At 66.0% G+C, this 25,308-nt stretch carries 27 protein-coding genes; 18 read left to right on the top strand and 9 right to left on the bottom strand.

The genetic code is table 11. The annotated features are described in order from the left end of the window. Nucleotides 1-171: 171 nt before the first annotated feature. The 4 genes from AB6M95_RS10110 to AB6M95_RS10095 all read right to left on the bottom strand — a co-directional run bounded on the left by AB6M95_RS10110 (nt 172) and on the right by AB6M95_RS10095 (nt 2,475). Nucleotides 172-822, bottom strand: a complete 651-nt coding sequence (locus AB6M95_RS10110; RefSeq protein ID WP_371386619.1) for a flavodoxin family protein — start codon at nt 820-822, stop codon at nt 172-174. 105 nt (nt 823-927) lie between these two features. Then, the gene (locus tag AB6M95_RS10105) at nt 928-1,275 is read right to left on the bottom strand and encodes an ArsR/SmtB family transcription factor (RefSeq protein ID WP_371386618.1); all 348 of its coding nucleotides are present in this window, start codon (nt 1,273-1,275) and stop codon (nt 928-930) included. A 52-nt stretch (nt 1,276-1,327) separates the two neighbouring features. Next, nucleotides 1,328-2,047: a M48 family metallopeptidase gene (locus tag AB6M95_RS10100; protein ID WP_371386617.1), complete on the bottom strand. Its 720-nt coding sequence runs from the start codon at nt 2,045-2,047 to the stop codon at nt 1,328-1,330. Beyond that, nucleotides 2,044-2,475, bottom strand: a complete 432-nt coding sequence (locus AB6M95_RS10095) for a 2-thiouracil desulfurase family protein (protein ID WP_371386616.1) — start codon at nt 2,473-2,475, stop codon at nt 2,044-2,046. Before AB6M95_RS10095 ends, AB6M95_RS10100 begins: the two co-directional genes overlap by 4 nt. Nucleotides 2,476-2,546: 71 nt before the next feature. Between AB6M95_RS10095 and AB6M95_RS10090 the strand changes: the two genes are divergently transcribed. The 4 genes from AB6M95_RS10090 (at nt 2,547) to AB6M95_RS10075 (ending at nt 7,254) form a co-directional block, all read left to right on the top strand. After that, nucleotides 2,547-3,695: an MFS transporter gene (locus AB6M95_RS10090; RefSeq protein WP_371386615.1), complete on the top strand. Its 1,149-nt coding sequence runs from the start codon at nt 2,547-2,549 to the stop codon at nt 3,693-3,695. A gap of 141 nt (nt 3,696-3,836) precedes the next feature. After that, on the top strand, nt 3,837-5,090 hold the full coding sequence (locus AB6M95_RS10085; RefSeq protein WP_371386614.1) for a response regulator: 1,254 nt from the start codon (nt 3,837-3,839) through the stop codon (nt 5,088-5,090). A 2-nt stretch (nt 5,091-5,092) separates the two neighbouring features. Further along, the gene (locus AB6M95_RS10080) at nt 5,093-6,241 is read left to right on the top strand and encodes an HD domain-containing phosphohydrolase (protein ID WP_371386613.1); all 1,149 of its coding nucleotides are present in this window, start codon (nt 5,093-5,095) and stop codon (nt 6,239-6,241) included. Beyond that, nucleotides 6,241-7,254 carry an HD-GYP domain-containing protein gene (locus AB6M95_RS10075; protein WP_371386612.1) on the top strand — a complete coding sequence of 338 codons (1,014 nt, stop codon included), beginning with the start codon at nt 6,241-6,243 and terminating at the stop codon, nt 7,252-7,254. The genes AB6M95_RS10080 and AB6M95_RS10075 overlap by 1 nt, the downstream gene beginning before the upstream one ends. Here the strand turns inward: AB6M95_RS10075 and AB6M95_RS10070 are convergent. After that, a complete protein-coding gene (locus tag AB6M95_RS10070) occupies nt 7,251-9,854 on the bottom strand; it encodes a PAS domain S-box protein (protein WP_371386611.1) in 2,604 nt (867 codons plus the stop codon). The genes AB6M95_RS10075 and AB6M95_RS10070 overlap by 4 nt on opposite strands. Nucleotides 9,855-10,051: 197 nt before the next feature. On the opposite strand from AB6M95_RS10070, the gene AB6M95_RS10065 reads away from it, so the two are divergent. The 6 genes from AB6M95_RS10065 to phoU all read left to right on the top strand — a co-directional run bounded on the left by AB6M95_RS10065 (nt 10,052) and on the right by phoU (nt 14,538). Further along, nucleotides 10,052-10,600: a chemotaxis protein CheD gene (locus AB6M95_RS10065; RefSeq protein WP_371386610.1), complete on the top strand. Its 549-nt coding sequence runs from the start codon at nt 10,052-10,054 to the stop codon at nt 10,598-10,600. 137 nt (nt 10,601-10,737) lie between these two features. After that, the gene (locus AB6M95_RS10060) at nt 10,738-10,878 is read left to right on the top strand and encodes a hypothetical protein (protein WP_371386609.1); all 141 of its coding nucleotides are present in this window, start codon (nt 10,738-10,740) and stop codon (nt 10,876-10,878) included. Between the two features lie 5 nt (nt 10,879-10,883). After that, nucleotides 10,884-12,155 (top strand): Hpt domain-containing protein, encoded by a 1,272-nt coding sequence (locus tag AB6M95_RS10055; RefSeq protein ID WP_371386608.1) that lies wholly within the window; start codon nt 10,884-10,886, stop codon nt 12,153-12,155. A gap of 74 nt (nt 12,156-12,229) precedes the next feature. Continuing rightward, complete coding sequence (locus AB6M95_RS10050; protein ID WP_371386607.1) at nt 12,230-12,964, top strand: AMIN domain-containing protein; 735 nt, start codon at nt 12,230-12,232, stop codon at nt 12,962-12,964. 119 nt (nt 12,965-13,083) lie between these two features. After that, on the top strand, nt 13,084-13,845 hold the full coding sequence (gene pstB / locus AB6M95_RS10045; RefSeq protein WP_371386606.1) for a phosphate ABC transporter ATP-binding protein PstB: 762 nt from the start codon (nt 13,084-13,086) through the stop codon (nt 13,843-13,845). Between the two features lie 27 nt (nt 13,846-13,872). Continuing rightward, on the top strand, nt 13,873-14,538 hold the full coding sequence (gene phoU / locus AB6M95_RS10040) for a phosphate signaling complex protein PhoU (RefSeq protein ID WP_371386605.1): 666 nt from the start codon (nt 13,873-13,875) through the stop codon (nt 14,536-14,538). Nucleotides 14,539-14,686: 148 nt separating this feature from the next. Here phoU and AB6M95_RS10035 read toward each other — a convergent pair whose 3' ends face one another. Together AB6M95_RS10035 and AB6M95_RS10030 are read right to left on the bottom strand one after the other, a co-directional pair. Further along, on the bottom strand, nt 14,687-15,058 hold the full coding sequence (locus tag AB6M95_RS10035; protein WP_371386604.1) for an Hpt domain-containing protein: 372 nt from the start codon (nt 15,056-15,058) through the stop codon (nt 14,687-14,689). A 76-nt stretch (nt 15,059-15,134) separates the two neighbouring features. Next, nucleotides 15,135-15,512: a winged helix-turn-helix transcriptional regulator gene (locus tag AB6M95_RS10030; RefSeq protein WP_371386603.1), complete on the bottom strand. Its 378-nt coding sequence runs from the start codon at nt 15,510-15,512 to the stop codon at nt 15,135-15,137. A 164-nt stretch (nt 15,513-15,676) separates the two neighbouring features. Between AB6M95_RS10030 and AB6M95_RS10025 the strand changes: the two genes are divergently transcribed. Further along, nucleotides 15,677-16,186: a nitroreductase family protein gene (locus AB6M95_RS10025; RefSeq protein WP_371386602.1), complete on the top strand. Its 510-nt coding sequence runs from the start codon at nt 15,677-15,679 to the stop codon at nt 16,184-16,186. Nucleotides 16,187-16,195: 9 nt separating this feature from the next. Next, nucleotides 16,196-16,771, top strand: a complete 576-nt coding sequence (locus tag AB6M95_RS10020; RefSeq protein WP_371386601.1) for a flavodoxin family protein — start codon at nt 16,196-16,198, stop codon at nt 16,769-16,771. A 694-nt stretch (nt 16,772-17,465) separates the two neighbouring features. Here the strand turns inward: AB6M95_RS10020 and AB6M95_RS10015 are convergent. Then, nucleotides 17,466-18,800: a histone deacetylase family protein gene (locus AB6M95_RS10015; protein ID WP_371386600.1), complete on the bottom strand. Its 1,335-nt coding sequence runs from the start codon at nt 18,798-18,800 to the stop codon at nt 17,466-17,468. Nucleotides 18,801-18,803: 3 nt separating this feature from the next. Next, entirely contained in the window at nt 18,804-20,507 is a 1,704-nt protein-coding gene (locus AB6M95_RS10010) for a hydantoinase/oxoprolinase family protein (protein ID WP_371386599.1), read from the bottom strand. A gap of 226 nt (nt 20,508-20,733) precedes the next feature. On the opposite strand from AB6M95_RS10010, the gene AB6M95_RS10005 reads away from it, so the two are divergent. From AB6M95_RS10005 to AB6M95_RS09980, 6 genes are all read left to right on the top strand, one after another. Continuing rightward, the gene (locus AB6M95_RS10005) at nt 20,734-21,594 is read left to right on the top strand and encodes an NmrA family NAD(P)-binding protein (RefSeq protein ID WP_371386598.1); all 861 of its coding nucleotides are present in this window, start codon (nt 20,734-20,736) and stop codon (nt 21,592-21,594) included. A 1-nt stretch (nt 21,595) separates the two neighbouring features. Next, entirely contained in the window at nt 21,596-22,369 is a 774-nt protein-coding gene (locus AB6M95_RS10000; protein ID WP_371386597.1) for an HD-GYP domain-containing protein, read from the top strand. Next, on the top strand, nt 22,366-22,935 hold the full coding sequence (locus tag AB6M95_RS09995) for a GrpB family protein (RefSeq protein ID WP_371386596.1): 570 nt from the start codon (nt 22,366-22,368) through the stop codon (nt 22,933-22,935). The genes AB6M95_RS10000 and AB6M95_RS09995 overlap by 4 nt, the downstream gene beginning before the upstream one ends. Nucleotides 22,936-23,002: 67 nt before the next feature. Next, nucleotides 23,003-23,386, top strand: coding sequence for a cupin domain-containing protein (locus AB6M95_RS09990; RefSeq protein ID WP_371386595.1), 384 nt, complete (start codon nt 23,003-23,005; stop codon nt 23,384-23,386). A 12-nt stretch (nt 23,387-23,398) separates the two neighbouring features. Then, nucleotides 23,399-24,208 (top strand): AraC family transcriptional regulator, encoded by an 810-nt coding sequence (locus AB6M95_RS09985; RefSeq protein WP_371386594.1) that lies wholly within the window; start codon nt 23,399-23,401, stop codon nt 24,206-24,208. A 137-nt stretch (nt 24,209-24,345) separates the two neighbouring features. Beyond that, nucleotides 24,346-25,224, top strand: coding sequence for a zinc dependent phospholipase C family protein (locus AB6M95_RS09980; protein WP_371386593.1), 879 nt, complete (start codon nt 24,346-24,348; stop codon nt 25,222-25,224). Nucleotides 25,225-25,308 lie beyond the last annotated feature (84 nt).

The raw sequence follows: 25,308 nt of genomic DNA, 5'->3' as shown, positions 1-25,308 counted from the left end.
CCTTCCCCCGGACCCCCATCCCCTCTCCCTTCCTAAACTTTTTGGGCCGCTTCGCGGAGGCAGGCGCGTTTTGGTGTGCGCTTTGACCAGATTTGGGGGAAAAGATCGGGGCCGACAGGCTTGCGCGTGTCGGCCCCGATCTTTTGGACAGGGATGGGTGGGAGGCGGGAATCAGGATTGGTAGCCCTGGGCCAGGCGCGCGCCGAGCTCCCTGGCCGCCTGGCAGTCCTTAGGGAACTGTTCCGCATGGTGGCGGGCCTTGTCCGCCTTGTCGAAACCGGTCTCATACTTGTCGTAGTCCTTGTACTGGCTGGTGTTCGTGGACAGCAGCAGTTCGCAGGAGCCGAAATGGCGGGCCAGGAAGGCCCGGGTGCGCTCAAAGGTGACCGGGTAGCCCAGGATCTCGAGCAAGCTTTCCTGCACGTTCATGGTGTAGAGCAGACCGGTCGGGATCTTGCGCGGGAAATACGATTTGTCGTAGTTTGCATAGTTGAGATAGGGGTACTGCACCCGCTCCAGAAAGGCCCGGGCACAGGCCGATTCCGTGCCGTAATACACCGGGGTGCCGACGAGCAGCGCATCCGCCTCCCGGACCCGGTCCAACACCGGCTTGAGCTCGTCCTTCATGGCGCACACGCCGACCTCCTTGCGGCCCACCCGCTTGCAGGCGAGACAGCTCGAACACCCCTTGAAGTCCAGGTCGTACAGGTGGACCAACTCCACCTCGGCCCCGGCCTCGCGCGCGCCCTCCAGAGCGTGCTCGATCATGGTCGCGGTATTCCACTTCTTCCTCGGACTGCCGTTGAAGGCCATCAGTTTCATAGAGGCTCCTTGTCTTGCGCGGCCCCGCCGCGCGGCGTTTGATATTCTAGACTTCACGAATTATCGAAGACACCGGCCAAAAAAAGGGAGCTGCCCTGCGGCGCGCTACCCGTTGAGCACATGGCGCAGCTTGCGGGCGGCTTCCTGATCGACCCAGAAGAGCACGGTCTTGGCTTCGCGCTTCATGTGGATGAGCCCGGCCTCGCGCAGTTCCTTGAAGTGGTGCGACACCGTGGACGCGGCCAGGCCGAACCGGTCGGCGAATCCGCACTGGCAGTTGCGGAACTCCTCGGGCGACTTGGCCACGGACCCGCAGACGCAGGAGGCCAGCTCGCGGTAGATGCGCAGCCGGTGGGGGTTGGACAGCGCCTTGAACATGCGCGCCATCTGTTCCAGTTCGTCTTCGGGGGTGGAGGCTTCCACGGGGCCGGTTTCGGCCTTTGACTTCGACATGTTTCGAATCATACAGCGGACGGCCCGCGCCGTCAACCGGGAGCGGAGAGGGCTACAGGAACCAGGCGGGCACGAAGCGGTTGCCCCGGCTGACCTCGTCCTCCAGCCGCCGGTAGTCGGGCTCGAACCCGGCCACGCAGGCCCAGTACGCCGGGGAGTGGTTCATGTGCCGGGTGTGGCAGAGCTCGTGCAGGAGCAGATGGTCCACCAGATCGGGCGGCAGGAACAGGAGCTTGGCGTTCAGCGAGATGGTCCCGCGCGACGAGCAGCTGCCCCAGCGGGTCTTCTGCCGCCGCACGCGCAGGGCGGAGTAAGGCAGACCGGTCCGCCTGCTGGCCCGGTCGAGCCAGGGCAGGACCACCTCGCGCGCCTTTTTCACGGTCTGGGCGCGCAGCGTCTCGAAGATCGCCTCGCGATCCGCCAGGGGCCCGGCGACCTGCCAGCGGGCCGCGTTCTCCACCAGCCGGACCGTGCCCGGCCGGTCCAGGTAGTCCACGCGGACGGTCCGCTCCCAGGCGCGGTATTCGATGACCTCGGGCAGTTCGGGCGGTTCGCCCGTGAGGTCGGTCCCCGCCGCGAGCATGCGGTCGCGGGTCCGTTCGATCCAGGCCCGCTTCTCTTCGAGGATGTCCGGCACCAGCGAGGGGTCGAACCGCTTGGGCACGACCACTTCGAGTCCCCTGCCCGGCACCAGCTTGACCAGCACCCGCCTGGCGCGCGGGTTGGCCTTGACGGCCAGGGGCAGCCCGGCGAACTCCTGACGCGGGCTCACCCGTCCAGGTCCTCCTCGGTGCGCACAATGATCCCGTGCGCCTTGAGGAGTTGGGCGAAGAGCCCGTCGCCCGCCACGCGCGTGGCGGTGAAGGTCCCATCAAAGACCTCGCCCGAGCCGCAGGACGGGGAGCGCGCCTTGAGCACGGCCTGGCGGCAGCCCATGAGCTTCACCAGCCTGAGCCCCTCCTCGGCCCCACGCCGGAACTCGGCGGTGCGGTCCGCGCCGTCGGCGTCGATCACCCTGTCGCCGAGGATTTCGCACGGGACGCGCGGGGTGGGCAGGCCGCCGAAGACCTCGGGGCAGAATGGCACGGCGCACCCCCGGCGGACCAGGTCCACCACGGGCTCGAAGGGCTCGACTTCGCCGTTGTACCGGCAGTGGATGCCCGCCAGGCAGGCGGACACGAGGATCGGAGTATCGGGCATGGGAGGATTCTACACTTGATCTTTGCCGGGTCCAAGCCCTATTGTCTGGCTCCCCAAACCAAGGATTCCACATGACGGACGCATACAAGAAACGGCGCATGTACATCTTTCTGCTGGTGCTGGTCATCTGCTCCGGCGCGGCCTTCCAGGGCTGGCGAACCCTGCTCAACAACTTCGCCGTGGAAGTGGCCGGGCTGGACGGCCTGTCCATGGGCGTGGTCCAGTCCGTGCGCGAGGTTCCCGGCTTCCTGGCCCTGCTGGCCATCTACATGATCCTGATCATCTCCGAGCACCGGCTGGCCGCGCTGTCCGTGGTCGTGCTCGGCCTGGGCGTGGCCCTGACCGGGCTCATGCCCTCCCTGGGCGGGCTGGTCTTCACCACCCTGCTCATGAGTTTCGGCTTCCACTACTACGAGACCATGAACCAGTCCCTGACCCTGCAGTACTTCGACAGGACCGAGGCCCCGGTGGTCATGGCCCGGCTGCGGTCCATCACCGCCCTGACCAACATCAGCGTGGGCGCGGGCATCTACTTTCTGGCCAAGGGCCTGGGCTACACCGAGATGTTCGCCCTGCTCGGCGGGCTGGCCGTGGCCGCCGGGCTGTGGGGGCTGACCCGCGACCCGTCCCGCGCCGATCTGCCGCCCCAGCTCAAGAAGATGACCTTCCGCTCCCGCTACTGGCTCTACTACGCCCTGACCTTCTTAAGCGGCGCCCGGCGGCAGATATTCACGGTCTTCGCCGTGTTCCTGCTGGTCACCAAGTTCGGCTACACCATCCAGCAGGTGACCATCCTGTTCGTCTGCAACAACGTCATCAACTACTTCGCCAACCCGATCATCGGGCGGTCCATCAACAAGTTCGGCGAACGCCCGGTGCTGACCGTGGAGTACGCGGCCCTGGCCGTCATCTTCCTGGGCTACGCCTTCACCGAAAGCCCGCTGCTGGCCGCCGGGCTCTACATCCTGGACAACATCGTCTTCAACTTCGCCATCGCCATCAAGACCTTCTACCAGAAGATCGCCGACCCGCAGGACATCGCCTCGGGCATGGCCGTGGGCTTCACCATCAACCACATCGCGGCCGTGGTCGTGCCGGTCACCGGCGGCCTCATCTGGATGGCCGACTACAGGCTGGTCTTCCTGGTAGCCGTGGGCCTCTCCCTGGCCTCCCTGGCCCTGGCCCAGCTGGTCACGAAACATATCCGCGAACGGGGTTGATCCGCCCCGGCCCCCTCCGGGCCCGTCTCCGGCCGGAATTATTCGGAAGAAAAGGGAATCTTATAATTCTCCCCGCCCGCGTCTTCGTGTATGGTGTATTGGAAACAAGCTTTCCCGCACCGGAACAAGGAACGCCCGCCGATGAAGAAGATACGCCTGTTATTCGTGGACGACGAGACCAACGTCCTGGCTGCCCTGCGACGAATGCTGCGGAACAAGAGGGACCATTGGGACATGGCCCTGGTCAACTCCGGCCAGGCCGCCCTGGAGGCCCTGGGAAAGGTCCGGTTCGACGTCATCGTGTCCGACATCAAGATGCCGGGCATGGACGGGGCCGAACTGCTCACCCGGGTCAAGGACGCCTACCCCGGGACCATCCGCATCGCCCTGTCCGGCCAGGTGGACCTGAACGAGGTCATCCGCTCCATCCGCTCCGTGCACCAGTACATCTCCAAGCCGTGTTCCGCCGAGGACCTCATCGCCCGCATCGAGGGCGCCCTCCAGTCCAAGGAGGTCCTGACCGACCCCAAGATGCTCAGGCTGGTCACCGAGATCGACGCCCTGCCGGTCATCCCGAGGATATTCCAGGAAATCCGTGAGGAGCTGGCCAAACCGGAGCCGTCCATCGACCGCATCGCCGACTCCATCACCCAGGACGTGGGGCTCACGGCCAAGATCCTCAAGCTGGTCAACTCGCCCTTCTTCGGCCTGCCCGCGCACATCGACTCCATGCACAAGGCCATCACCATGCTCGGGCTGGAGACCATCAAGGCCCTGATCCTGTCCACCCACCTGTTCACCTCCTACGACGGGCACGCCCTGCCCGGGCTCAAGCTGAACATGCTCTGGGAGCACTGCTTCCGGGTGGCCAACATCGCCCGGCTCATCGCCGAGTGCGACAAGGCGGACAAGAACGTCATCGCCAACTGCCGCATGGCCGGGCTGCTCCACGACGTGGGCAAGCTCATCCTGATCAACTATTTCCCCGAGCGCTACGGACAGGTCCTGCAGATGACCCGCGAGAACGGCGGCCCGGTCTACCGCAACGAGCGCGAGGTCTTCGGCACCTCCCACGCCGAGATGGGCGCCTACCTCATGGGGCTGTGGGGCATGTCCCACGAGGTCGTCCACGCCATCGGCTACCACCACGACCACCGGCCCACGAGCGAATACATCCCCAACGTGATCACCGCCGCCAATTCCATCGACCATCACTGCGTCATCTTCCACAAGGACTACTCCCGCATCCGCATCCGGGAAAACATCGCCCCGCAGCTGTTTCAGGAGACAAGGCTGCACACCTGGCTGGACTACATCGCCGACCACTGGCAGGACATCGACGATTTCAACTGCGCCGACGACAATCTCCTCAACGACATCCTGGACAGGGGGTAGCCATGAAACCGCGCATCCTGCTCGTCGATGACGAACCCAACGTCCTCTCCGCCCTGCGCCGCCAGCTGCGCGAGCAGTACGAGGTGGACGTGCAGTCCTCCCCGGCCGAGGCCCTGAAACAGCTGGACCGGTCCAAACCCTATGCGGCGGCCGTCTCGGACTACCGCATGCCGGGCATGAACGGCATTGAATTCCTCAACGAGCTGAAGACCCTGAGCCCGGACACCACCCGGCTGATGCTGACCGGGTACGCGGACCTGGACAGCGCCATCCGCGCGGTCAACGACGGCAACGTCTTCCGCTTCCTGACCAAGCCGTGCGAACACGACAACCTGCTCCAGAACGTGGCCGACGCGGTCCGCCAGTACGAGCTGGTCACGGCCAAGCGGGTCCTGCTGGAAAAGACCCTCAAGGGCAGCGTGGACCTGCTCAGCGAGATCACCGCCATGGTCAACCCCCACGCGGGCGAGCGCATCAACCGCGTGCGCCGCTACGTGCGCTATTTCGCCGAGAAGAAGGATATCAAGGACCTCTGGCGCTACGACATCGCGGCCATGCTCTGCCAGCTCGGCACGCTCATCCTGCCGCCCGGCACCCTGGAGACCCTGGAGCAGGGCGAGGATCTGTCCCCGGAGCAGGCCCAGATGTGGGAAATGCACCCGGTCATCGCCCAGAGCCTGGTGACCAAGCTGCCCCGGCTCCAGTCCATTGCGGACATGATCGCCTACCAGCTCAAGGGGTTCGACGGCACGGGCACCCCGCGCGACAACCTCAAGGAGGAGGACATCCCGCTGGGCGGGCGCATCCTCAAGATCGCGCTGGACTACGACATGGCCCGGCAGCGCGAGGAAAACCCGCAGAAGGCCTTCCTCAGCATGGAGAAGACCATCGAGGAGTACGACCCCGAACTCATGTACTATCTCGAGGGCATGCTCGGGGTGGAGGCCCGCTACGCCATCCGCACCGTGCCCCTCCAGGAGCTCACGCCGGGCATGGTCCTGCACCAGGACGTGGTCTCCAGGCAGGGGGCCCTGCTGGTGCGCAAAAGCCTGGAGCTGACCAAGGACAAGATCGACCGCATGCACATGTTCGCGGAAAAGGTCGGCATCCCCGAGACCTTCACCGTACTCGTGCCGGAAACGGCGGACTGATGGCCTGGCGCGAAGAATATAGAACCGTCCCGGTGCTCATGGTGGACGACGAGCCCAAGGTCCTCGACGCCCACCGCAGGACCCTGCGCGCGCATTTCGACCTGCACACCGCGCTGGGCGGGACGGCGGCCCTGGAGGTCATGGAGGCCCACGGCCCGTTCGCCGTGGTGGTTGCGGACTACAAGATGCCGGACCTGGACGGGATCACCCTGCTGGCCCGGGTGGCCGCCCTCCACCCGGAAACCGTGCGCATGATCCTGACCGGCTACGCGGACATGGACACCGCAATCCGGGCCGTGAACACCGGGGCCATCTTCCGCTTCATGACCAAGCCCACCGACCCGGACGACCTGGTCATGGTCATCAGTGCGGGCATCGAGCACGCCGAGATGGTCCGGAACGCCCGGGAGCTGGAGATCGTGCGCAGGCTCAAGGACGGCTTCGAACAGACCCTGCACGCCTTCACCCGGCTGGTGGAGTTTCGCGACCCGTACACCTCGGGCCACATGGACCGGACCGCGGACATCGCGGTCATGATCGCCGAGCGCATGGACATGGCCGACGACGACATCGCCGGGCTGCGCCTGGGGGCCACGGTCCACGACATCGGCAAGGTGGCCGTGCCGTCGCACATCCTGAACAAGCAGGGGGAGCTGACCGACGCGGAATTTTCGATCATCAAGGCCCACGCCGAGGTGGGGGCCGAGATTTTCACGGGGCTGGGCGTGGAGTGGCCCATCGCCCGGATGATCCGGGAGCACCACGAACGGCTGGACGGGTCCGGCTATCCGGACGGACTGACCGGGGACGAGATGCTGCTCCAGTCCAAGATCCTGTGCGTGGCCGACATCATCGACGCCATCATTACCGACCGGCCCTACCGCCACGGACTGGGCAAGAGCGAAGCCGCCGGCTACCTGCTCGAAGGCCGCGCGCGGCTGTTCGACGCGGAGGTGGTGGACATCGCCCTGTCCCTCATGGACGAGGGGCGCATCCGCGAACCCGGCGACTAATCCGCCGGGGGCTCTTCAAAGGGCAGCCTGACCGAGAAGGTCGTGCCCTGTCCCTCCACCGTATCGATCTCGATGCGCCCGCCGTGCATGCCAACGACCACGTTGTGGGCGATGGCCAGCCCCTGGCCCGTGCCCTTGCCCACCTCCTTGGTGGTGAAGAAGGGATCGAACGCCTTGGCCGCCACTTCCCTGGACATGCCCGTGCCCGTATCGGTCACTTCGAGCACCGCGAACCCCCTTTCGCTCCGGGTCCGGATGGTGATGGTCCCCTGGCCTTCTCCCCCCTTGAGCTTGGACTCGATGGCGTGGGCCGCGTTGACGATCAGGTTCAGGACCACCTGGCCCACCTCGCCCTTGAGGCAGAATACCGGGGCCAGGCCCTCGTCCGGCACGAACTCCATGCCCGCCACGTACTTCCATTCGTTGGTGGACACGGTGATGGCGTTGCGGACGATCTCGTTGAGGTCGTGGAACGCCTTGGCCAGCTCGCCGGGATGGGCCAGCTGCTTGATGGAGCGGACGATCTCGGCGATGCGCTTGAGCCCGGCCGCGGACTCGTCCAGGGCGGCGGGCACGTCCTCGGCCAGATAGGTCATCTCATCCTCGTCCATGGCCGCCCGTGCCCGTTCGCGGAAGCCCGCGTCCGGGAAGAGGTCGGGGTGCTCCGCGACGAAGCCGATCAGCTCGCGGCAGCGCTCGATGGCCTTGGTGTAGGTCACGCAGGAGTCGTGCAGGAATTGGAGGTTCGAGGTCACGTACTGGGTCGGGGTGTTGATCTCGTGGGCGATGCCCGCGGCCAGCTCGCCGATGGATTCGAGCTTCTGGGACTGCCTGAGCTGCGACTCCACCACCAGTTGCTGGGAGATGTCCCGGCCCACGCCGACGAAACCGATCAGCTCGCCCGCGTGGTTGCGGATGGGGCCGATGCTCGACTCCAGGGTGTAGCGCTCGCCGTTCTTGCGCCGGTTGACGATGCGTCCCTTCCAGACCTTGCCGCCGGTGATGGTCTCCCACATGTCCGAAAAGAAATCCCTGGAATGCTCCCCGCCCGCCAGGATGCCGGGCGTCCTGCCCACGGCCTCGGCCCGGGAAAAGCCCGAGACCGCCTCGAAGGCCGGGTTCACGTAGGTCATGGTTCCCTTGAGGTCGGTCATGACGATCACCTCCGCCGCCTGGTCGATGGCCGCGGTCAACCGGCTCATGGCCAGCTGGGCCTCCTTGATCTCGGTGATGTCGGTGAAGGTGTGGATGTTCCCGGCGGTCTCGCCCCGGGCGTTGCCCATCTCGACCACCTGCCACAGGACCCAGACGAACTCCCCGTTGCCGGACATGAGCCGCAGCTCCACCTTGTCCGTGGCCGGGCCGACCCGCTCCAGCCAGTGCTTCCAGACCAGCTTGCGGTCCTCGCGGTGCACGCTGTTCAGCCATCCCTGGCCCGCCAGCTGGACCGCCGTGGCCCGGGTCAGCTCGTGCATCTTCTCGTTGGCGTAGAGCAGGTTCCCGGCGATGTCGGTGATGATGATGGCCACGGGAGAGGCCTTGGCCAGCCCCCGGAACCGCTCCTCGGACTCCTTCTGGGCCGTGTTCGCCTTGTGGATGCGCGTGGCGTCGTTGCCGATGCACAGCAGTTCGGCGGGCCGCCCCTGGTCCATGACCAGCTTGACCGTCCAGGACACGAAGCCCACCCGGCCGTCGGCCATGCGCACGGGGATCTCGTTCTGGCGGCCCTCGCCGCCGATGACCTCGACCACCGCGTCCAGCCCCTGGCCCTCGGAGGCCACGTCGAAGAACGACAAGAGCATGTGCCCGAGCAGTTCCCCGTCCTTCCCGGCCAGAAAGGTGCGGGCAAAGGAGTTGGCGAAGGTTATCTCGCCCGGTTCGTTGATGCGCAGGATCAGGTTGTTGGCCCCTTCCACCAGGTCGCGGTAGCTCTTCTCGCTCTGTTGCAGTTCGTGGATCAGCGGCTCGCTGACCTTGATGAACAGGAAGGCGCAGAGGAGGGTCAGGACCACGCCCACCCCGAAGATGTTCAGGTTCGCCCGGAGGAACGGGGCGCGGATCTCCTCCAGGTCGATCCGGGCCACCAGGCCGAGCCTGTCGTAGCGCAGGGTGATGGGCGCGTAGGCGGCCACCACCTCGATGCCCTGGTGGTTGGGTCCCACCACGGTCCCGCTTTCCCCGAACAGGGCGCGCTTCATGGGCTCGTCGCCGCGGCCGTCCAGGGGAACCCGGGCGTCGGGCGAGGACTCGGGCACGGGCCTGCCGTTCTCCAGGAGATGCAGGATGTCCTTGCCGACGAGCCGGGCCACGACGAATTCGCCGGTCCGGCTCTGGAGCTTGAAGTTCCTCTGGGCCCGGGCGATGTGGTCGAGGATCGCCTCGCGGGTGGCCTCGGGACCGCCCAAGGTCTGCTCGGCCAGGGCCATCCAGCCCATCTCCTCGGCCAGGCTGGCCTGGCTCTGGACCAGCTCCTGGAGCCGGACCCGCTCCTCCTCGATGGCCGTGTCGAACAACAGCCGCGTGCCGTACATGGAGACCACCGCGACGAGCGCCACCATGATGAGCAACAACAAGAGGATTCTTCGATTCCGTCCCTGCATGGACACCTCCGCGATTTCCTGACTACATGAATAATGGCGTATTTTCCATACGCGCTCTTTTATAATTTGGATTTCCGGTATTTTTTGTGTACAAGGCTGCCCGGCAATTTACCGCGCGGTTGACTTTAGACACAAAAATGAAGCATTTTATAGCATGATGAATCCCTTGGGGCGCCGCCCCTGAACCGGAGAAGCGAATGAATAAGATCGAACCGGGAATGGCCAAAGTCTTTTTGCAAACGGGCGACTGTTTCATCGGGGTGCAGCCCACCCTGGTGACGACCATTCTCGGCTCATGCCTGGCCGTGACAATCCACGCGCCCAAGATGGGCATCGGGACCATCTGCCACGCCTTCCTGCCGGACAGTTCCGCCACCAGGCATCCGGGCCCGGAGCCGCAGATCTGCCGCTTCGTGGACACGGCCCTGCAGAACATGCTCGAGACCATGGACAAGATCGGCGTGCCCCGACGGGAGCTGTGCATCAAGATGTTCGGCGGCGGCCAGGGCGTGGCGGTCAACAACATGGAGCCCTCGGGCTCGTACAACATCGGCAGGCGCAACATCGAGATGGCCAAGAAGCTGCTCAAATTCGCCCGGCTGGACATCCAGGCCCAGGACGTGGGCGGCGCCCAGGGCCGGAAGCTCATGTTCAACACCCAGACCGGGGACGTCTGGGTCAAGAAGCTGAACAAGGCCCAGCTTGCGGCCGTGGGCGACAGCGGATCGCGGGGTTCCAAATTCTAGGAGCGGACGTGCGCTTGGACCGATCCGCCCCCCTGCCCGCCGGGCTTTGCGGGAGCGAACGGCGCGCCCGACCTTTACGGGCATTCCCCGGCCCGGGGCCGCACTGGGGCGGCCGCGTCCGGGAGCGTCTTTCCGCCTTGGCCAACGACCTCCTGGACTACAGGCGCGTGTTCACGCTAGACTCGCCCGACTCGGGCGCATCGGGCAGGGCCGACCCGGCCGACAGCGGGAGCCGGGCGTCGATGACCGTGAAAAAGGGGACCCCGAAAACGGAGTAGCCGCCATGCCGGAATACCCGGTGACCGTCGATCCCGAGCTCGCGCCCATCATGGAGCGCTATCTCGAATTGCTGCGATCGTGGCTCGCGAGACTGCGGGCCGCCGTGAACGCGGGCGACTTCGAGGACGTGACGCGCCTGGGCCACGGGCTCAAGGGCAGCGGCGGCTCCTACGGGCTGGCCAGGCTGACGGAACTGGGCGCGGCCATCGAGGGCGCGGGACGACGGGGAGATGCGGCGACGGCCGGACGGCTGGCCGACGCCGTGGGAGAGTATATCGACAATGTGGACATCAGCTATCAAGGAAGGAAGCCCGCAATGCGCATCCTCATGCTCGCCATAAACGACCCGGCCGGGACCGCCATCCAGTTCTGCAAGGCGCTCAACCGGTACACGGCCCACTCGGCACGGCTGGTCACCCTGGAGACACGCTACACCCACGACTGGGAAAAGGACCTGCACGTCCCGGACCTCGGCCCGGACGGCATGGAGGAGGTCGCCATCCTCATGCGCGAGGCCGACGTCTTCCACTTCCACATGACCTGCGACGAGAACCAGGCCTTCGGACCGCTCAATCCGGCCGACTACATCAAGGGCAAGGCCGTGGTCCACCATCACCACGGACACCACGATTTCCGCTCCAATCCCGAATCCTTCCGCGAGAAATACCGCAGGCTCAAGCGGACCAACCTGCTCGTGTCCACCCCGGACCTGCTCAAGCTCCTGCCCGAGGCGCGCTGGCAGCCCAACCTGGTGCCCGTCGACGACCCGCTGCTCAGGCCCATGTGGGGCCGCTTCGACGACCCGGGCCAGCTCAAGGTCTGCCACTCGCCCACGCGCAAGGACCTCAAGAACACCGAGGAGTTCCTGGCCGCGGTCAAGTATATCAACCGGCGCAACGTGTATATCTCCGTGGACCTCATCGACGACGTGCCCAACCACGAGTGTCTGGCCCGCAAGCGGCGCTGTCACGTCCTGTTCGACCACATGCAGGGCTACTACGGCGTGTCCAGCCTGGAAGGGCTCTCCCAGGGACTGGCCGTCATCGCCGGGCTGGACGAGTGGAACCGGGCGCGCATCGCCGAGTTCGCCGGAACGAGCGAACTGCCGTGGCTCACGGCCGCCAGCCAGGACGATCTGGCCGACATCCTGCTGCGCCTGGCCAAGGACCGCGACTACTGCGAACAGACCGGCGAGGCGGGCCGCCGCTTCATGGAGACGTGCTGGTCCGACCGGCGCGTCGCCTCGGACCTGGCCGCCTATTACGACTCCCTCTGACCGGTTCCGGCTTTGCCTTTGGAAGACAATTCCAGTATACACCTCTAGAGTTTTTCAATCAGCGAGGGGTATGCATGTCGAATACGTTCAGGCACCGGTTCCTTATCCTGGCGGCCTGCGCCATGGCCGGGCTCATGGCCGTGGCCCTGTCCGCCCGCCCGGCCCGGGCCCAGGACCAGGCGCCAAACGGGACGCGCAACGAAGTGCGCATGGACGTGGATTTCACGGTCCTGCCCAAGGTCCTGCCCGACGGCAGCGAGGCCCCGGCCTCGTCCGCCGCGTCCTCCATGCCCGGAGAAGAGCCGCTTCCCCCGGAGCCGGACCTCCCGGACGCGACCGACGCCGCGCCCGCCCAGGAACCCGCTCCCGCCCAGGCCCAGGCCCAGGCCCCGGCCGCGAAAGCCACACCCGCCCCGGAACCCGCGCCCGTCCCGGAGCCCGCCCCCGCCGAAGGGGCCGAAGTCCCGGCCATCACCCCGGCCGAAGGGACCGGCGTGATCCGCTCGGTGACCCTGGACGAGACCGCGCAGGGCTTCAGCCTCAAGATCGTCGCCGACCGGCCCGTGGGCCGAACCGCGTTCATGAACCTGAACAACCCCAGGCGGCTGGTGGTGGACATCCTGGGCAAATGGTCCCACAGGGGCGGCAACGTGCTCCGCTCCGAGGGAGAGGTCAAACACGTGGTCATGGGCGAGCACCCGGACCACTTTCGCATGGTCGTCCATTTCCGCACCCCGCCGAAAAAGGCGCTCAAGCCGGAGATCCGGACGGCCGGGGACGAGCTCCATGTCCTGGTCTCCCTGCCCTAGCCCGGTGCTGTTGCGCAATTGTAACAAACGAGTCATTGGCTCGTAACCCCACCGGGTTACTCGTGGTGCGTTGCGCCGACGGCGGAACACATTTTATTTTTTGCCACGGAGCACGAACAATGACGACGACCATAAAGGTGTCCTCGACCAACCTTGATTTCCACTACGGGGACTTCAAGGCCCTGGAGGACATCAGCATAGACTTCGAGTCCAACCGGGTCACCGCACTCATCGGACCGTCCGGGTGCGGCAAGTCGACCTATCTTCGCTGCATCAACCGCATGAACGACCTCATCCCCGGCACCAAGGTGGACGGCAGGATGACCCTGGACGGCCAGGACATCTACGCCCCCGGCCTGGATGTCGTCTCCCTGCGCCGCCGCATCGGCATGGTCTTCCAGAAGCCCAACCCCTTCCCCAAGACCATATTCGAGAACGTGGCCTACGGCCTGCGCGTCAACGGCGTGAAGGACAAGCAGTTCATGGAGCAGAAGGTCGAGGAGAGCCTGCTGGGCGCGGCCCTGTGGGACGAGGTCAAGGACCGTCTGCACACCTCCGCCCTGGGCCTGTCCGGCGGCCAGCAGCAGCGGCTGTGCATCGCCCGGGCCCTGGCCGTGGAGCCCGAGGTCCTGCTCATGGACGAACCCGCCTCGGCCCTGGACCCCATCGCCACCCAGAAGATCGAGGACCTCATCCACGAGCTCAAAAAGGAATTCACGATCATCATCGTGACCCATTCCATGCAGCAGGCGGCCCGCGTGTCCGATCGAACCGCCTTTTTCTACATGGGCAAGCTGATCGAGGTGGACGACACCAAGACCATGTTCACCAACCCCGCCAACAAGCAGACGGAAGATTACATTACGGGCCGTTTCGGTTAAGCTGAACAGCAAAGGACGCAACGCATCATGGAACAACGCGCACATTTTTCAAAAAAACTCGAGGACCTCAAGGTCATGGTCCTGCGCATGGCGGCCCTGTCGGAATCCGCCGTGCACAAGGCCATCCGGGCCTACCTCGAGAACGACGCCGACCTGGCCGAAGCGGTCATCGTCGGTGATGAAGCCATCAACGAGATGGAAGACGAGATCGACAACTTCAGCCTGGAGCTCCTCGCCCTGGATCAGCCCATGGCCGTGGACCTGCGCACCATCGTCGGGGCGCAGCGCATCACGGTGAACCTGGAGCGGCTCGGCGACGAGGCGGTCAACCTGGCCCACCGGGCCATCTTCCTGTCCACCAGGCCGCCCATGCCCCACAACCCGAAGATGGAAGACCTGGCCAACACGGTCAAGAAGATGCTCTCCGAAGCGCTCAAGGCCTACATCGACGACGACGTCAGCCTGGCTGGGCAGATCTGCCGCATGGACGACAAGGCCGACGACCTGACCATCGCCATCCTGCGCCAGATGGTCGCCGACATGGTCGCCGAGTCCCGCATCGTGGAGCGGGGCGTGCACGCCATCATCGGCGCGCGCCACCTGGAACGCGTCGGCGACCTGTCCACCAACGTGGCCGAAACCGTGGTCTTCATTGTCGAAGGCACGAGCATGAAGCACAACTGCCGAGGCTGATCCAGGACAGCGAACGAATCAAAAAAGCCCGCCCCGTCCGTATCGGACAGGGCGGGTTTTCCCGTTGGCTTCGCCCGGGCCGCATGGCCGGGACGCCGGGGCAGGCTCCACGTGCCGCAACGCGGCTTCGAAAACAGTCTTGCGGGACCTACGCGCGATCCAGCTCGGCCAGCAGCTCCCCGGCCCGCAGCTCCAGCTCGGCCAACAGTTCGGGGCAGTGCGGCCCGTCGCCGTTCTTGGCGCAGAGCTCAAGGGCGAGGGAGGCCTGACGGACGGGCTCGGCCGCCAAGGTCGCGGCCACGCTCTTCATGGTGTGGCTGTTCAGGGCCACGGCATGCAGGTCGCCGTCGGCCAGGCCCTGCCGGATCCCGTCCAGCCGAATCCGAATCTCCACGGCCGCCTTGGCCAAAAGCGGCGCGAACTCCTCCAGGGTCAGCCCCAGGTCCGCGCTGGCCGCAGCCGCGTCGAAGGCCGCACCGCCGGGAACGGTTTCCCCGCTCCGTCTCAAAATTCCATTCATTCCCGTATCCCCCTCATCCGTCATACCATTGCAACGCCGACCATGAGAAAAGAAAACCCCCGGCCTTCCCCGCCGTCTAGACGGCCTCGGCTTCGGGCATCTGCCCGTCATACCACTCCGCGTACCGCTCGCCCCAGCGGCACAGGCTGCCGATGAGCGGCAGGATGCTCTCCCCCAGCTCGGTCAGGGAATATTCCACCTTGGGCGGCACCTGGGGATAGACCTCGCGCCGGACCACGCCGTCGGACTCCAGTTCGCGCAGCTGCTGGGTGAGCATCTTCTGGGTGATGTTCGGGATGGACCGCTTGATCTCGCTGAAACGCATGGTCCCCTCCTGGCCCAGCTTGTGAAGAATGATCAGCTTCCACTTGCCGCCGATGACCTGCAGGGTCAATTCCATGGAACAATAGTATTTCTTGTCACCGCAAATCTTCTGCGAACACGCCGTGCTCATGGCTCCTCCCGCCGACCGACACCCGCCCGGAATCTCCGTCGGCCTCAGTGGTATATTTTGGGTTACTATAGAACTTTGAAGTGCGTACTTGATCTTTTCTCTCCACTAGCAGAGAACATGAACAAGGTAAATAGCATCACTCACCCCGAAAACGGAGGATGGATATGGATACTCTGGAAGCCATACGCACCCGGCGCAGCGTCAGAAAGTACGAGGACAGGCCTGTTCCCGACGAGATGGTCAGGCAGATTCTCGAAGCGGCCATGATGGCCCCCAGCGCGGGCAACGGCCAGCCGTGGCAGTTCATCGTGGTCAACGAACGGGCCCGGCTCGACGCCATGGTCGACCTGCACCCCTATGTCAAAATGGTTCTCCAAGCCCAGGTGGGCGTCATCGTCTGCGGCGACCTTTCCAAGGAAAAATACCCCGGCTACTGGGTCCAGGACTGCGCCGCAGCCATGGAAAACCTGCTCCTGGCCGTGCACGCCCTCGGACTGGGCGCGGTCTGGACCGGCATCTACCCCAAAGAGGACCGCGTGACCGGATACCGGGCCATGTTCAATATCCCGGACCACGTCGTGCCGCTGGGCTTCGCGCCCATCGGCTGGCCCGCGCAGCAGCCCAAATCCGAAAGCCGCTTCAACCCCGACCGAATCCACTACAACACCTATTAGGAGACTCCCATGAAAGTTGTCGCATTTAACGGCTCCGCCCGAAAGGGCGGCAATACCGCCGACATGATCCAGCGCGCCCTGGTCAAACTCGAGGCCCAGGGCATCGAGACCGAGATGATCGAGCTGGCGGGCAAGAAGATGCACGGCTGCATCGCCTGCATGAAATGCGCGGAAAACAAGGACCGCCGCTGCGCCGTCAAGAACGACTTCCTCAACGAATGTATCGAGGCCATGGACGCGGCCGACGGCATCCTGCTCGCCTCGCCCACCTACTTCGCCACCATCACCACCGAAATGAGCGCGCTCATCGACCGCGCCGGCATGGTCGGCCTGGTCAACGGCTCCATGTTCGCCCGCAAGGTCGGCGCCGCCATCGTCGCCGCCCGCCGGGGCGGCGCCATGCAGACCTTCAACACCATCAACTCCTTCTTCTTCATCCAGCAGATGGTCGTGCCCGGCTCCCGCTACTGGAACATGGGCTTCGGCCGCGAAAAAGGCGAAGTCCTCAATGATGACGAAGGCATGCAGACCATGGACATCCTCGGCGAAAACATGGCCTGGCTCATGCACAAACTGAACGATTAACAGACCCTCTCCTCCATACACATAGGGCCCGCCCCGGCATTGCCGGGACGGGCCCTATGGCGTGCCGGGGAGGCCTCCGGCGGCCCCTTCGGGGAGACCAGGGCGCTGCCCTATCGCTGCTGTCGACGGCTCTAAGACCGAGCAAGCTCGGCCTAAGACCCGACGCGGCCCCGCTTAAGGCCGAGGGCCTTAAGAATCCCGTGTTCGCTTCGCTCAGGTGCGTGCGGCGGCGGAAGGCTGGCGAGGGACGCCTTCCGCCGTGCCGGTGTGCGATTTCGGGCGGAAAAAACGGATGGGACGGCGTGCTTCTTCGCCAAAAGAGTACGCCGTTTTTTCCGCCCGAAATCGCGGGATATTTTTTTGGGGAAAGACAAGGGTCAAAAAAGGCTTCACCCGGCGTAAGAAAACGCCGCGAAGCCGATTTATTGCGTCCGCATCGCCCCGCCTGTGGCGTTGGCAACCGTCCCTAAGTGTTCGCGCCGGGCGTCCATGGGCCTCGGAGGGCCGCCCGGCGCGAACACTTCGGGACACCGCGCACCCGGGCTACCTCCACCCTCCCGCGAAACATCTCGCCACCCCGCCCCCGCACCTTCGCCGCAGGCGACACAAAAAGTTTGGGAGGGTCCAGGGAACCCTTTTCAAAGGGTTCCCTGGCGGGGTCCGGGGCGGCGCCCCGGCCGCCGGAGGCATCATCCTAGAATCCGTACCGGACGTATTCCTTGTCCAGCCGGTTGATGAGCTGGATGTAGCGGTAGGCGCCCTTGATCTGGGCGTCTTCCACGGTCTGGTAGCCTTTGGCGCGGCATTCGGGGCAGGCGTCCACCGGGATTTCGACGCCGAGGCAGAGCGGCCCGGAGTCGGCGCGGGTTTCGACCTTGTAGAGTCCCCGACACTGTTTGCACAGGGTCACGGATTCCTGCTGGACCTCGTTGATGCCGTCGGTATCGTAGTAGATCTGCTTGTGGCGGACGAACTTGTCGCCGGCGATGATGCCCTGGCGGCTGTCGTCCTTGGACACGAACTCGGGCGGGTCGAAGTACAGGGCGGGGAGCTGTTTGCAGAGCTCTTCGATGTAGGCGGTGGTCCGGGCGTCCTGGCGGATGCGCTCACTGTTGTAGTTGGGTTCGCGCACGTGGGAGTAATCCACGCCCGCCATGGCCAGGCAGATGCCGAGGTTGACGTAGGGCAGCGCGCCCTGGATGGAATAACCGCCCTCGAGCACGGCGATGTCGGGCTTGAGCATGTCGTTCATGGCCGCGTAGCCGCCCGCCGAGAAGTTCATGTTGGTGATCGGGTCGGAGAAGTGGTTGTCCTGTCCGGCGGAGTTGATGACCAGGTCGGGCTTGAAGTCCTCGAGGATGGGCAGGACCACGCGTTCGATGGCCATAAGGAATCCCTCGTCCGAGGTGTTGGGCGGCAGGGGGATGTTCAGGGTCCGGCCCATGGCGCCCGGTCCGCCCAGGTCGCGGGGGAAGCCGGTGCCGGGATACAGGGTCCGGCCGTCCTGGTGCAGGGAGATGAACAGGGTATCCGGGTCGTGCCAGTAGATGTCCTGGGTGCCGTCGCCGTGGTGGCAGTCGGTGTCCACGATGGCGATGCGCTTGTGGCCGTACTTCTCCCGGATATGCTCGATCATGATCGCTTCGATATTGATGGTGCAGAAGCCGCGCGAGCCGTGGACCACCTTCATGGCGTGGTGTCCGGGGGGCCGGACCATGGCGAAGGCGCGGTCGGTCTGGCCTTCCATGACCAGGTCGCCCGCCTTCATGGCTCCGCCCGCGGAGATGAGGTGCGAGCGGGTAACCACGGAGGGCACGTCCGGGAAGCAGAAGTGGACGCGTTCCACGTCCTCGACCGAGGCCACGTCGGGCTTGTGTTCGCTGATGCCCTCGATGTCGAAGAGGCCCTCCTCGCGCAGCTGGTCCTGGGTGTAGAGGAGCCGTTCCTGCCGCTCGGGGTGGGTGGGCGAGATGGCCCAGTCGAAGGCCGGGAAGAAGATGATGCCGAGGGTGTTCCTGGATTTGAGCATGGCTTAGCGCCCCTCCCCGAAGGTCTTGATTACGCCGGGACGCACCTGGCATTTGACGCGGATGTTCCGGCCCACGCGGTCGTATCCCTCGACCATGTTGAAGCTCGACGCGTGGGTGATCTGGGCGTCCTCGGCCTTGAGGAACACGCCCATGGAGTCGAGCTGCATGGTCAGCTGGTTGACGGCGTCCCGTTTGGCGTCGTCCAGGTCGTACCCGGACGGGACGTTCTCGCGGTAGGACAGGGTCGGGATGAACAGAACGTGGCGCTGGGTGTCGGCGAACAGTTCGAGCTCCCAGGTGGTCCGGGTCAGGGCCGCGCCGATGGCGTTGGCCACGTCGAAATTGGCGGGCACCTCTGTGGACAGCTGGAAGCGCTGGAAGATTTCGTCCCGCATGGCCTCGGCCGGGCCGCCCATGAGGTAGACCTTCTTGGGCACGATCTTCTTGCCTTCGAGCAACTCGTGGATGGTGTAGACCGGCTTGGAATTGATCTCCTCCACCAGGGCGCGGGTGGCGTCCTGGATGGCCTGGGCCGCGTAGGCCACGGCGCCCTCGGCCAGTTTTTCGCCGGTCAGGGTGCGGGCCGAGGCGTAGGCGTCCATGGCCTTGCGGGAGGCCGTGACGTCGCCCACGGCGCAGGCCCCGACGTAGTTCAGGGCGTCGGTCAGGGTGACGCGCTCCCCGCCCAGGCAGACGGACGGGCCGAGCCGGTTGGGGCCCACGCGCACCTCGGGGCCGACCACGGAGATGGCCGAGTCGCCGCCGATGCCGATGGAGTGGACCTTGAGCGCCGAGACCAGGGTGGGATGGGAACCGATGTCGATGCCCTCGCGCTCGATGAGCGGCGCGCCGTCGGCGAAGACCGCGATGTCGGTGGTGGTCCCGCCGATGTCCAGGATGACCGAGTCGTGGAAGATGTCGGTCAGGGCGATGATGCCCATGACCGAGGCGGCCGGGCCGGAAAAGATGGACTGCACGGGCAGGGTCCGGGACTGGGGCAGGGGCATGGTCCCGCCGTCGGCCTTGAGGATGTTGACCTTGACGTGGCCCAGGCCCATGTCGTGCAGGGCCTCCTCCACGGCGGTGGCGAACTCGTTGTACAGCCGCCAGACCGCGCAGTTGAAATAGGCGGTGGCCACCCGGCGCGGGAAGTTCAGCGCCCCGCCGAGCTGGTGGCCCAGGGTGACGAAGTCGGCGTGTTCGCAGACCTCCACGGACTTGCAGTTGCAGACCGTGCGCCGGATGAGGTTCTCGTGGCGCGGGTTGCGGGTGGAGAACTTGGAGACCGCCGCGAAGACGCGCACGCCGTTCTCGCGGCATGCGTCCACGGCCTCGGCCAGCTGGCGGGTGGACAGCGCACGGACCTCGTTGCCCCGGTGGTCGATGGACCCGTCGATGACGTGGAAGTCCTTGCAGGGCATGAAATTGTGCGGATCGATGCCCGGTCCGGCGGAGACGATGACGCCCACGTCCTCGGTCTTGTTCTGGACGATGGCGTTGGTGGACAGGGTGGTGGACAGGTTGAGCTGGGTGACCGCGTCCTTGTCGACCTTGCCGAGGATGGTGGTCAGGGCCTCGGTGACCGAGGAGAGCAGGTCGTGATGCCGGGTGGGCACCTTGCAGGAGGCGGCCACCGTGGCAGAGTCCCCGATGTCGATGGCGACCGCGTCCGTGTGGGTGCCGCCCACGTCGATTCCTAACAGCATTTCCACTCCATGGTTTTTCTGGCTTCTCTCCGGGTTACCCCCCTTGGGCGCACTGTGCAAGTGTCGTTTCGGTCAATGGTCGAATAGGGTCGGGGAATGGTCGCGACGGATTCCGGGCGCGGGCGGCGGACCGTTTGCCTTTCCCTGCCATCTTCGTGTAGCGTGCGAAAGTCACAAGGAAAATCCCCGCGCGCCGCATACGGCCGACGGGGGAAGGAGCGGTTCCATGAGCAGGATTTTCATAGCGGGCGCGGCCGGAAACATCGGCTCGGCCCTGATCGATACACTTCCCGACAAGGCGGAGATCGTGGCCGGGGTGCACTCGCCGAAAAAGGCCGAGCGCCTCAAGGCCCGGGGCGTGGAGGCACGGGTCATCGACTTCGCGGACAAGGGCTCCATGGTCGCGGCCATGGCCGGATGCGACCGGCTGTTCCTGGTCCTGCCCATGCAGGAGAAAATGACCCGCTTCGGACGGCTGGCCGTGGACGCGGCCAAGGAGGCGGGCATCGAGTACATCGTCCGGTCCAGCGCCTACGGCGCGTCCTCGGACGCCCACTGGCGGCTGGGGCGCGAGAACGGCATGGTCGACCAGTTCGTGGAGGACTCCAAGATCCCCTTCACCGTGCTGCGGCCCAACTCCTTCATGCAGAATTTCAGCACCATCCTCGCCCCCATGATCAAGTCCGGCATCATCGCCCTGGCCGAGGAGGACTACAAGGTCAGCTACATCGACGTGCGCGACATCGCGGCCTGCGCGGCCCGTCTCCTCGGCGACCACGAGGGCTACACGGACGCCGTCTACGCCCTGACCGGCCCGCAGGGGCTGACGCTGGCGGACGTGGCCGAGACCATCGGCTCGGAAGCCGGGGTCAAGGTCGCGTACACCCCCATCGACGAGGAGGCGTACATCGAAGGGCTGGACGGCGCGGGCGTGCCCGAGTGGAACCGCAACATGCTGGTGTCCCTGAGCCGGGTCATCAAGCTCGGCATGATGGGCAACGTCACCCAGGCCGTGGAATACCTGACCGGCACCCCGGCCCGGCCCTTCGCCGAGTTCGCGGCCGACAACGCTGGAGCCTGGAGGTAGCATGCTCAAGGGCCGGGAGGAGTTGCTGCGCATCATTTGGGCCATCTCGTCCGGCGGTCCGGCCGACGGCATCGAGGCCCTGACCGGGCCGGAGTACGACCCGGAGATCCAGGAGCTGGCCGAGGCCGTGGCCGTGATGCTGGCCAAGATCGAGGCCAGGGAGGACCGGCTGGAGCAGCTCCTGACCAAGATACGGCGCGACATGGTCAACACCATCACGGCGGTGGCCCACGCCCTGGGCGCGCGCGACGCCTACACCGAGGGCCATGGCGAGCGCGTGGGCGTCTACGCCCGGCGGCTGGCCCAGCGCCTGGACCTGCCCGCCGCCGAGGTGGAGCGCATCCGCATCGCCGGGACCCTGCACGACATCGGCAAGATCGGCTTTTCCGACCGCATCTTCTCCAGCGAGGACACGCCCCTGACCAAGGAGATGGTCGACGAGATCCACCGCCACCCGGAGTGGGGCCGCGACATCCTCAAGAACCTCGACTTCCTGGGCCCGGCCCTGGAATACGTCTACGCCCACCACGAGCTCATGGACGGCTCGGGCTATCCGCGCGGGCTCAAGGGCGAGGATATCCCGCTCGGCGCGCGCATCCTCTGCGTGGTCGACTACTTCGACGCCATGACCACGGACCGGCCCTACCAGCGGGGCCGCTCGGTGGAGGAGGCCTTCGACATCCTGCGCAGCCTGGCCGGGTCCTGCCTGGACGCCGACCTGGTCGAGACCTTCATCCTGGAGGTGGAGACGAACGGCACGGCGGAGCAACCGTGACCGAGACCCTGGAAGAGAAAGTCGCCCGCGTCCTCAAAGACCGCATCGAGCTGGTCCCGCCCGACCCGGCCTGGCCCAAGCTGTTCGAGGAGGAGAAGGCGCGCCTGCTCGCGTGCCTGCCCGAGGGGCTGGTCGTGCGCGTCGAGCACTTCGGCAGCACCGCCATCCCCGGCATCTGGGCCAAGCCCGTGGTGGACGTGCTCGTGGAGGTCGCGGACCTGGATAGGGCCCGCGACGAGGCCGCGCCCGTCCTGGAGGCCATGGGCTACGACTATTTCTGGCGGCCCCAGCCCGAGGGATCGACCCCGCCGCACTATCCCTGGTTCATCCGGCGCGGGCCGAGCGGCGAGCGCACCCACCACATCCACATGACCGTGGCCGACTCCACCCTGTGGGAGGGGCTGGTCTTCCGCGACTATCTCCAGGCCCACCCGGACGCTGCGGCGGAGTACGAACGGCTCAAGCGGCGGTTGATCGCGGACCATCCGGGCGACCGCGCGGCCTACACCTCGGGCAAGACCGGCTTCGTGCGCGACATCGCGGCCCGCGCCGCCGCCGGGCGGTGACGGCAAGATCGTCCAAGACCGGCCGCGCCGGACGCCCTATCCTCCCTGAAAAACCAAGGAGGCGATCATGCCGCTCTTCAACGAATTCGACACCGGCACCGTGACCGGAACCAAGACGAAAATCGACGCCGCGGACCTGCCGTGGCACCAGCACCCGACCTTTGCCGGGGTGGCCCTCAAGCACCTGCTCACCGGGGCCGAGACCGGCGGCGCGTTCAGCGCCCACCTGGTCCAGCTTGAACCGGGCGCGGAAATCGGCGACCATGTCCACGAAACCAGCTGGGAGCTGCACGAGGTGGCCTCAGGCAGCGGGGAGTGCCTGCTCGAAGGGCAGGCCATTCCCTATGAACCGGGACGGGTCGCGGTCATGCCGCTGAAGGCCCCGCACCGGGTAAAGGCCGGAGAGCACGGACTCTGCCTGCTGGCCAAGTTCGTGCCCGCCCTGCTCTGACAAGGGATGTCCATGGCCGATCACGTCACCGAATACCGCGAAATCCCCGGCCTGGAGGGCGTCGGCGTGGTCCGCCACGCCGGGGCCGCGCCCGCCGGGGCGCGCCACGCCCACCAGTCCGTGTGCGCGGTCGCGATCCTGTCCGGGGTCCGGGCCATGGAAACGGCGGGCGGCTGCTGGGAGGCCGGGGCCGGGCAGATCCTGGCGGTCCCGGCCGGGCTGCCCCACCTCTGCCTGGACGCCGGGGAGATCGAATACGTCGTGGTCAGCCTGGCCCCGGCCTGTTTCGCCTCGGCCGGGCTGGCCCCGCGCCTCCCGGCGGACGGGCCCGAGGTCGTGGACGACCCCGCCCGGTTCGGGGACGTGCTCCGCCTGGCCGGCCTGGCCGGGAGACCGGCTTCGAACCTGGAGCGGCAGGCGGCCCTGCTCGCGGTCATGGAGCCCCTGTGTCGGGGCGGGGAGTTCCCTGCCGAACCCGGCGAATCCGCCGAACCGGAGCGCATCGCGGCGGTCCGCCGCCACCTGGATGCGGCCTGCGCCGAGGACGTCCGCCTCGAGGATCTGACGGCCCTGGCCGGGTGCAGCCCGTGCCGGTTGAACCGGCTTTTCGCCAAGGCCGTGGGCATGCCCCCGCACGAATACCAGGTCCTGCAACGGGTCCGCCTGGCCAAGGCGTGCATCCGCCGGGGGCTGGGGCTGGCCGAAAGCGCGGCCGAGGCCGGGTTCTCGGACCAGAGCCACATGACCCGCTGTTTCCGCAAGGTCATGGGCATGACGCCGGGCGTCTTCGCCGCCGGGACGCGGACCCCGAAAAAAGACTGAAAACCCGCTTCAACCCTTTGTTCAGCCGTAACGGTCGGTTGCCGGAACTCCGAGTTCTCGGGGGTGGAATCTTTGCACGATTATCGTTGACTTTTCGGACCAGACCCTTACGTTTCCCCTCGGAGAGATTCTATCCGATGAAGCTTGTCCTGATCCTTGCCTGCCTATTCGTGGCGCTGCTGCCCGACCAGGCCCTTGCCTGGGGCCCCGGCGTGCACCTCGCCCTGGGCAACGCCGTGCTGTCCAACCTCGGCTGCCTGCCGCCGCTCCTGGCCGCGATCATCTCGCGCCACCGCGACGCCTTTCTCTACGGCTCCCTGTCCGCCGACATCTTCATCGGCAAGGGCACCCGAATCAAGCCCGGCCACAGCCACAACTGGGTGACCGGATTCAAGCTGCTCAGGTCCGCCGGGGACACCCGCGTGGCGGCCTACGCCTACGGCTACCTGACCCACCTGGCCGCCGACGTGGTGGCCCACAACTATTTCGTGCCCAACGCCCTGGCCGCCATGAAATCCGGCTCCAACCTCTCCCACGTCTACGTGGAGGCCCAGGCCGACCGCCGCTTCCGCGTCGAGCAGGAGACCGCGCTGAGCCTGCTGCGCATGCCCAACCGCGCCCAGGACGACAGCCTGCTCCTGGCCATGGACCGCCGCCGCCTGCCTTTCCTGGTCAAGAAACAACTGCTCAAGGGCAGCCTGTCCGTGACCGGGCGCAAATCCTGGACCGGCTCCCTGCGATTGGCCGAGCGGCTGCTGCACTCATCAAGGGTCAACCGCCAGCTCGACGACATGTTCTCCCTGTCCGAAAACCTGGTCTTCGATTTTCTGAACGAACCGGACCTGTCCCCGGCCGTGTCCTTCGACCCCATCGGCAGCGGCAATCTCCGCCTGGTACGCGAGATGCACTTGAAACGGCAGGCCGTGGCCCCGTTCTCTCCGGATGAATCCCTGCTCGCCATCCCCCGCCCGGCCGTGGGCGGAGCCCACGCCGCATTGGCCAAGGTCGGGAGCTGACCCGCGCCGGGACCTTCTCATCCGTTTCCATTCGGCCGCCCTTTTGTTATGCTGGCGGTCATGCGGCGCGAACCACGGCCGTAA

Source organism: Pseudodesulfovibrio karagichevae, assembly GCF_041414475.1.
Taxonomy (GTDB): domain Bacteria; phylum Desulfobacterota; class Desulfovibrionia; order Desulfovibrionales; family Desulfovibrionaceae; genus Pseudodesulfovibrio; species Pseudodesulfovibrio karagichevae.
Note: the sequence above shows the minus strand (reverse complement) of the source record. Positions and strands in the feature narration are given on the sequence as shown.

Bases quoted from the DNA above. Each gene is read 5' to 3' on its own strand.
- AB6M95_RS10050 (WP_371386607.1), top strand. From the start codon at position 12,230: ATGTCGAATACGTTCAGGCACCGGTTCCTTATCCTGGCGGCCTGCGCC.
- AB6M95_RS10015 (WP_371386600.1), bottom strand. From the start codon at position 18,800: ATGCTCAAATCCAGGAACACCCTCGGCATCATCTTCTTCCCGGCCTTC.
- AB6M95_RS10025 (WP_371386602.1), top strand. From the start codon at position 15,677: ATGGATACTCTGGAAGCCATACGCACCCGGCGCAGCGTCAGAAAGTAC.
- AB6M95_RS09980 (WP_371386593.1), top strand. From the start codon at position 24,346: ATGAAGCTTGTCCTGATCCTTGCCTGCCTATTCGTGGCGCTGCTGCCC.
- AB6M95_RS10075 (WP_371386612.1), top strand. From the start codon at position 6,241: ATGGCCTGGCGCGAAGAATATAGAACCGTCCCGGTGCTCATGGTGGAC.
- AB6M95_RS10005 (WP_371386598.1), top strand. From the start codon at position 20,734: ATGAGCAGGATTTTCATAGCGGGCGCGGCCGGAAACATCGGCTCGGCC.
- AB6M95_RS10055 (WP_371386608.1), top strand. From the start codon at position 10,884: ATGCCGGAATACCCGGTGACCGTCGATCCCGAGCTCGCGCCCATCATG.
- AB6M95_RS10105 (WP_371386618.1), bottom strand. From the start codon at position 1,275: ATGTCGAAGTCAAAGGCCGAAACCGGCCCCGTGGAAGCCTCCACCCCC.
- phoU (WP_371386605.1), top strand. From the start codon at position 13,873: ATGGAACAACGCGCACATTTTTCAAAAAAACTCGAGGACCTCAAGGTC.
- AB6M95_RS09990 (WP_371386595.1), top strand. From the start codon at position 23,003: ATGCCGCTCTTCAACGAATTCGACACCGGCACCGTGACCGGAACCAAG.
- AB6M95_RS10020 (WP_371386601.1), top strand. From the start codon at position 16,196: ATGAAAGTTGTCGCATTTAACGGCTCCGCCCGAAAGGGCGGCAATACC.
- AB6M95_RS10000 (WP_371386597.1), top strand. From the start codon at position 21,596: ATGCTCAAGGGCCGGGAGGAGTTGCTGCGCATCATTTGGGCCATCTCG.
- AB6M95_RS10065 (WP_371386610.1), top strand. From the start codon at position 10,052: ATGAATAAGATCGAACCGGGAATGGCCAAAGTCTTTTTGCAAACGGGC.
- AB6M95_RS10030 (WP_371386603.1), bottom strand. From the start codon at position 15,512: ATGAGCACGGCGTGTTCGCAGAAGATTTGCGGTGACAAGAAATACTAT.
- AB6M95_RS10070 (WP_371386611.1), bottom strand. From the start codon at position 9,854: ATGCAGGGACGGAATCGAAGAATCCTCTTGTTGTTGCTCATCATGGTG.
- AB6M95_RS10095 (WP_371386616.1), bottom strand. From the start codon at position 2,475: ATGCCCGATACTCCGATCCTCGTGTCCGCCTGCCTGGCGGGCATCCAC.
- AB6M95_RS10110 (WP_371386619.1), bottom strand. From the start codon at position 822: ATGAAACTGATGGCCTTCAACGGCAGTCCGAGGAAGAAGTGGAATACC.
- AB6M95_RS10090 (WP_371386615.1), top strand. From the start codon at position 2,547: ATGACGGACGCATACAAGAAACGGCGCATGTACATCTTTCTGCTGGTG.
- AB6M95_RS10010 (WP_371386599.1), bottom strand. From the start codon at position 20,507: ATGCTGTTAGGAATCGACGTGGGCGGCACCCACACGGACGCGGTCGCC.
- AB6M95_RS09985 (WP_371386594.1), top strand. From the start codon at position 23,399: ATGGCCGATCACGTCACCGAATACCGCGAAATCCCCGGCCTGGAGGGC.
- AB6M95_RS10085 (WP_371386614.1), top strand. From the start codon at position 3,837: ATGAAGAAGATACGCCTGTTATTCGTGGACGACGAGACCAACGTCCTG.
- pstB (WP_371386606.1), top strand. From the start codon at position 13,084: ATGACGACGACCATAAAGGTGTCCTCGACCAACCTTGATTTCCACTAC.
- AB6M95_RS10080 (WP_371386613.1), top strand. From the start codon at position 5,093: ATGAAACCGCGCATCCTGCTCGTCGATGACGAACCCAACGTCCTCTCC.
- AB6M95_RS10035 (WP_371386604.1), bottom strand. From the start codon at position 15,058: ATGAATGGAATTTTGAGACGGAGCGGGGAAACCGTTCCCGGCGGTGCG.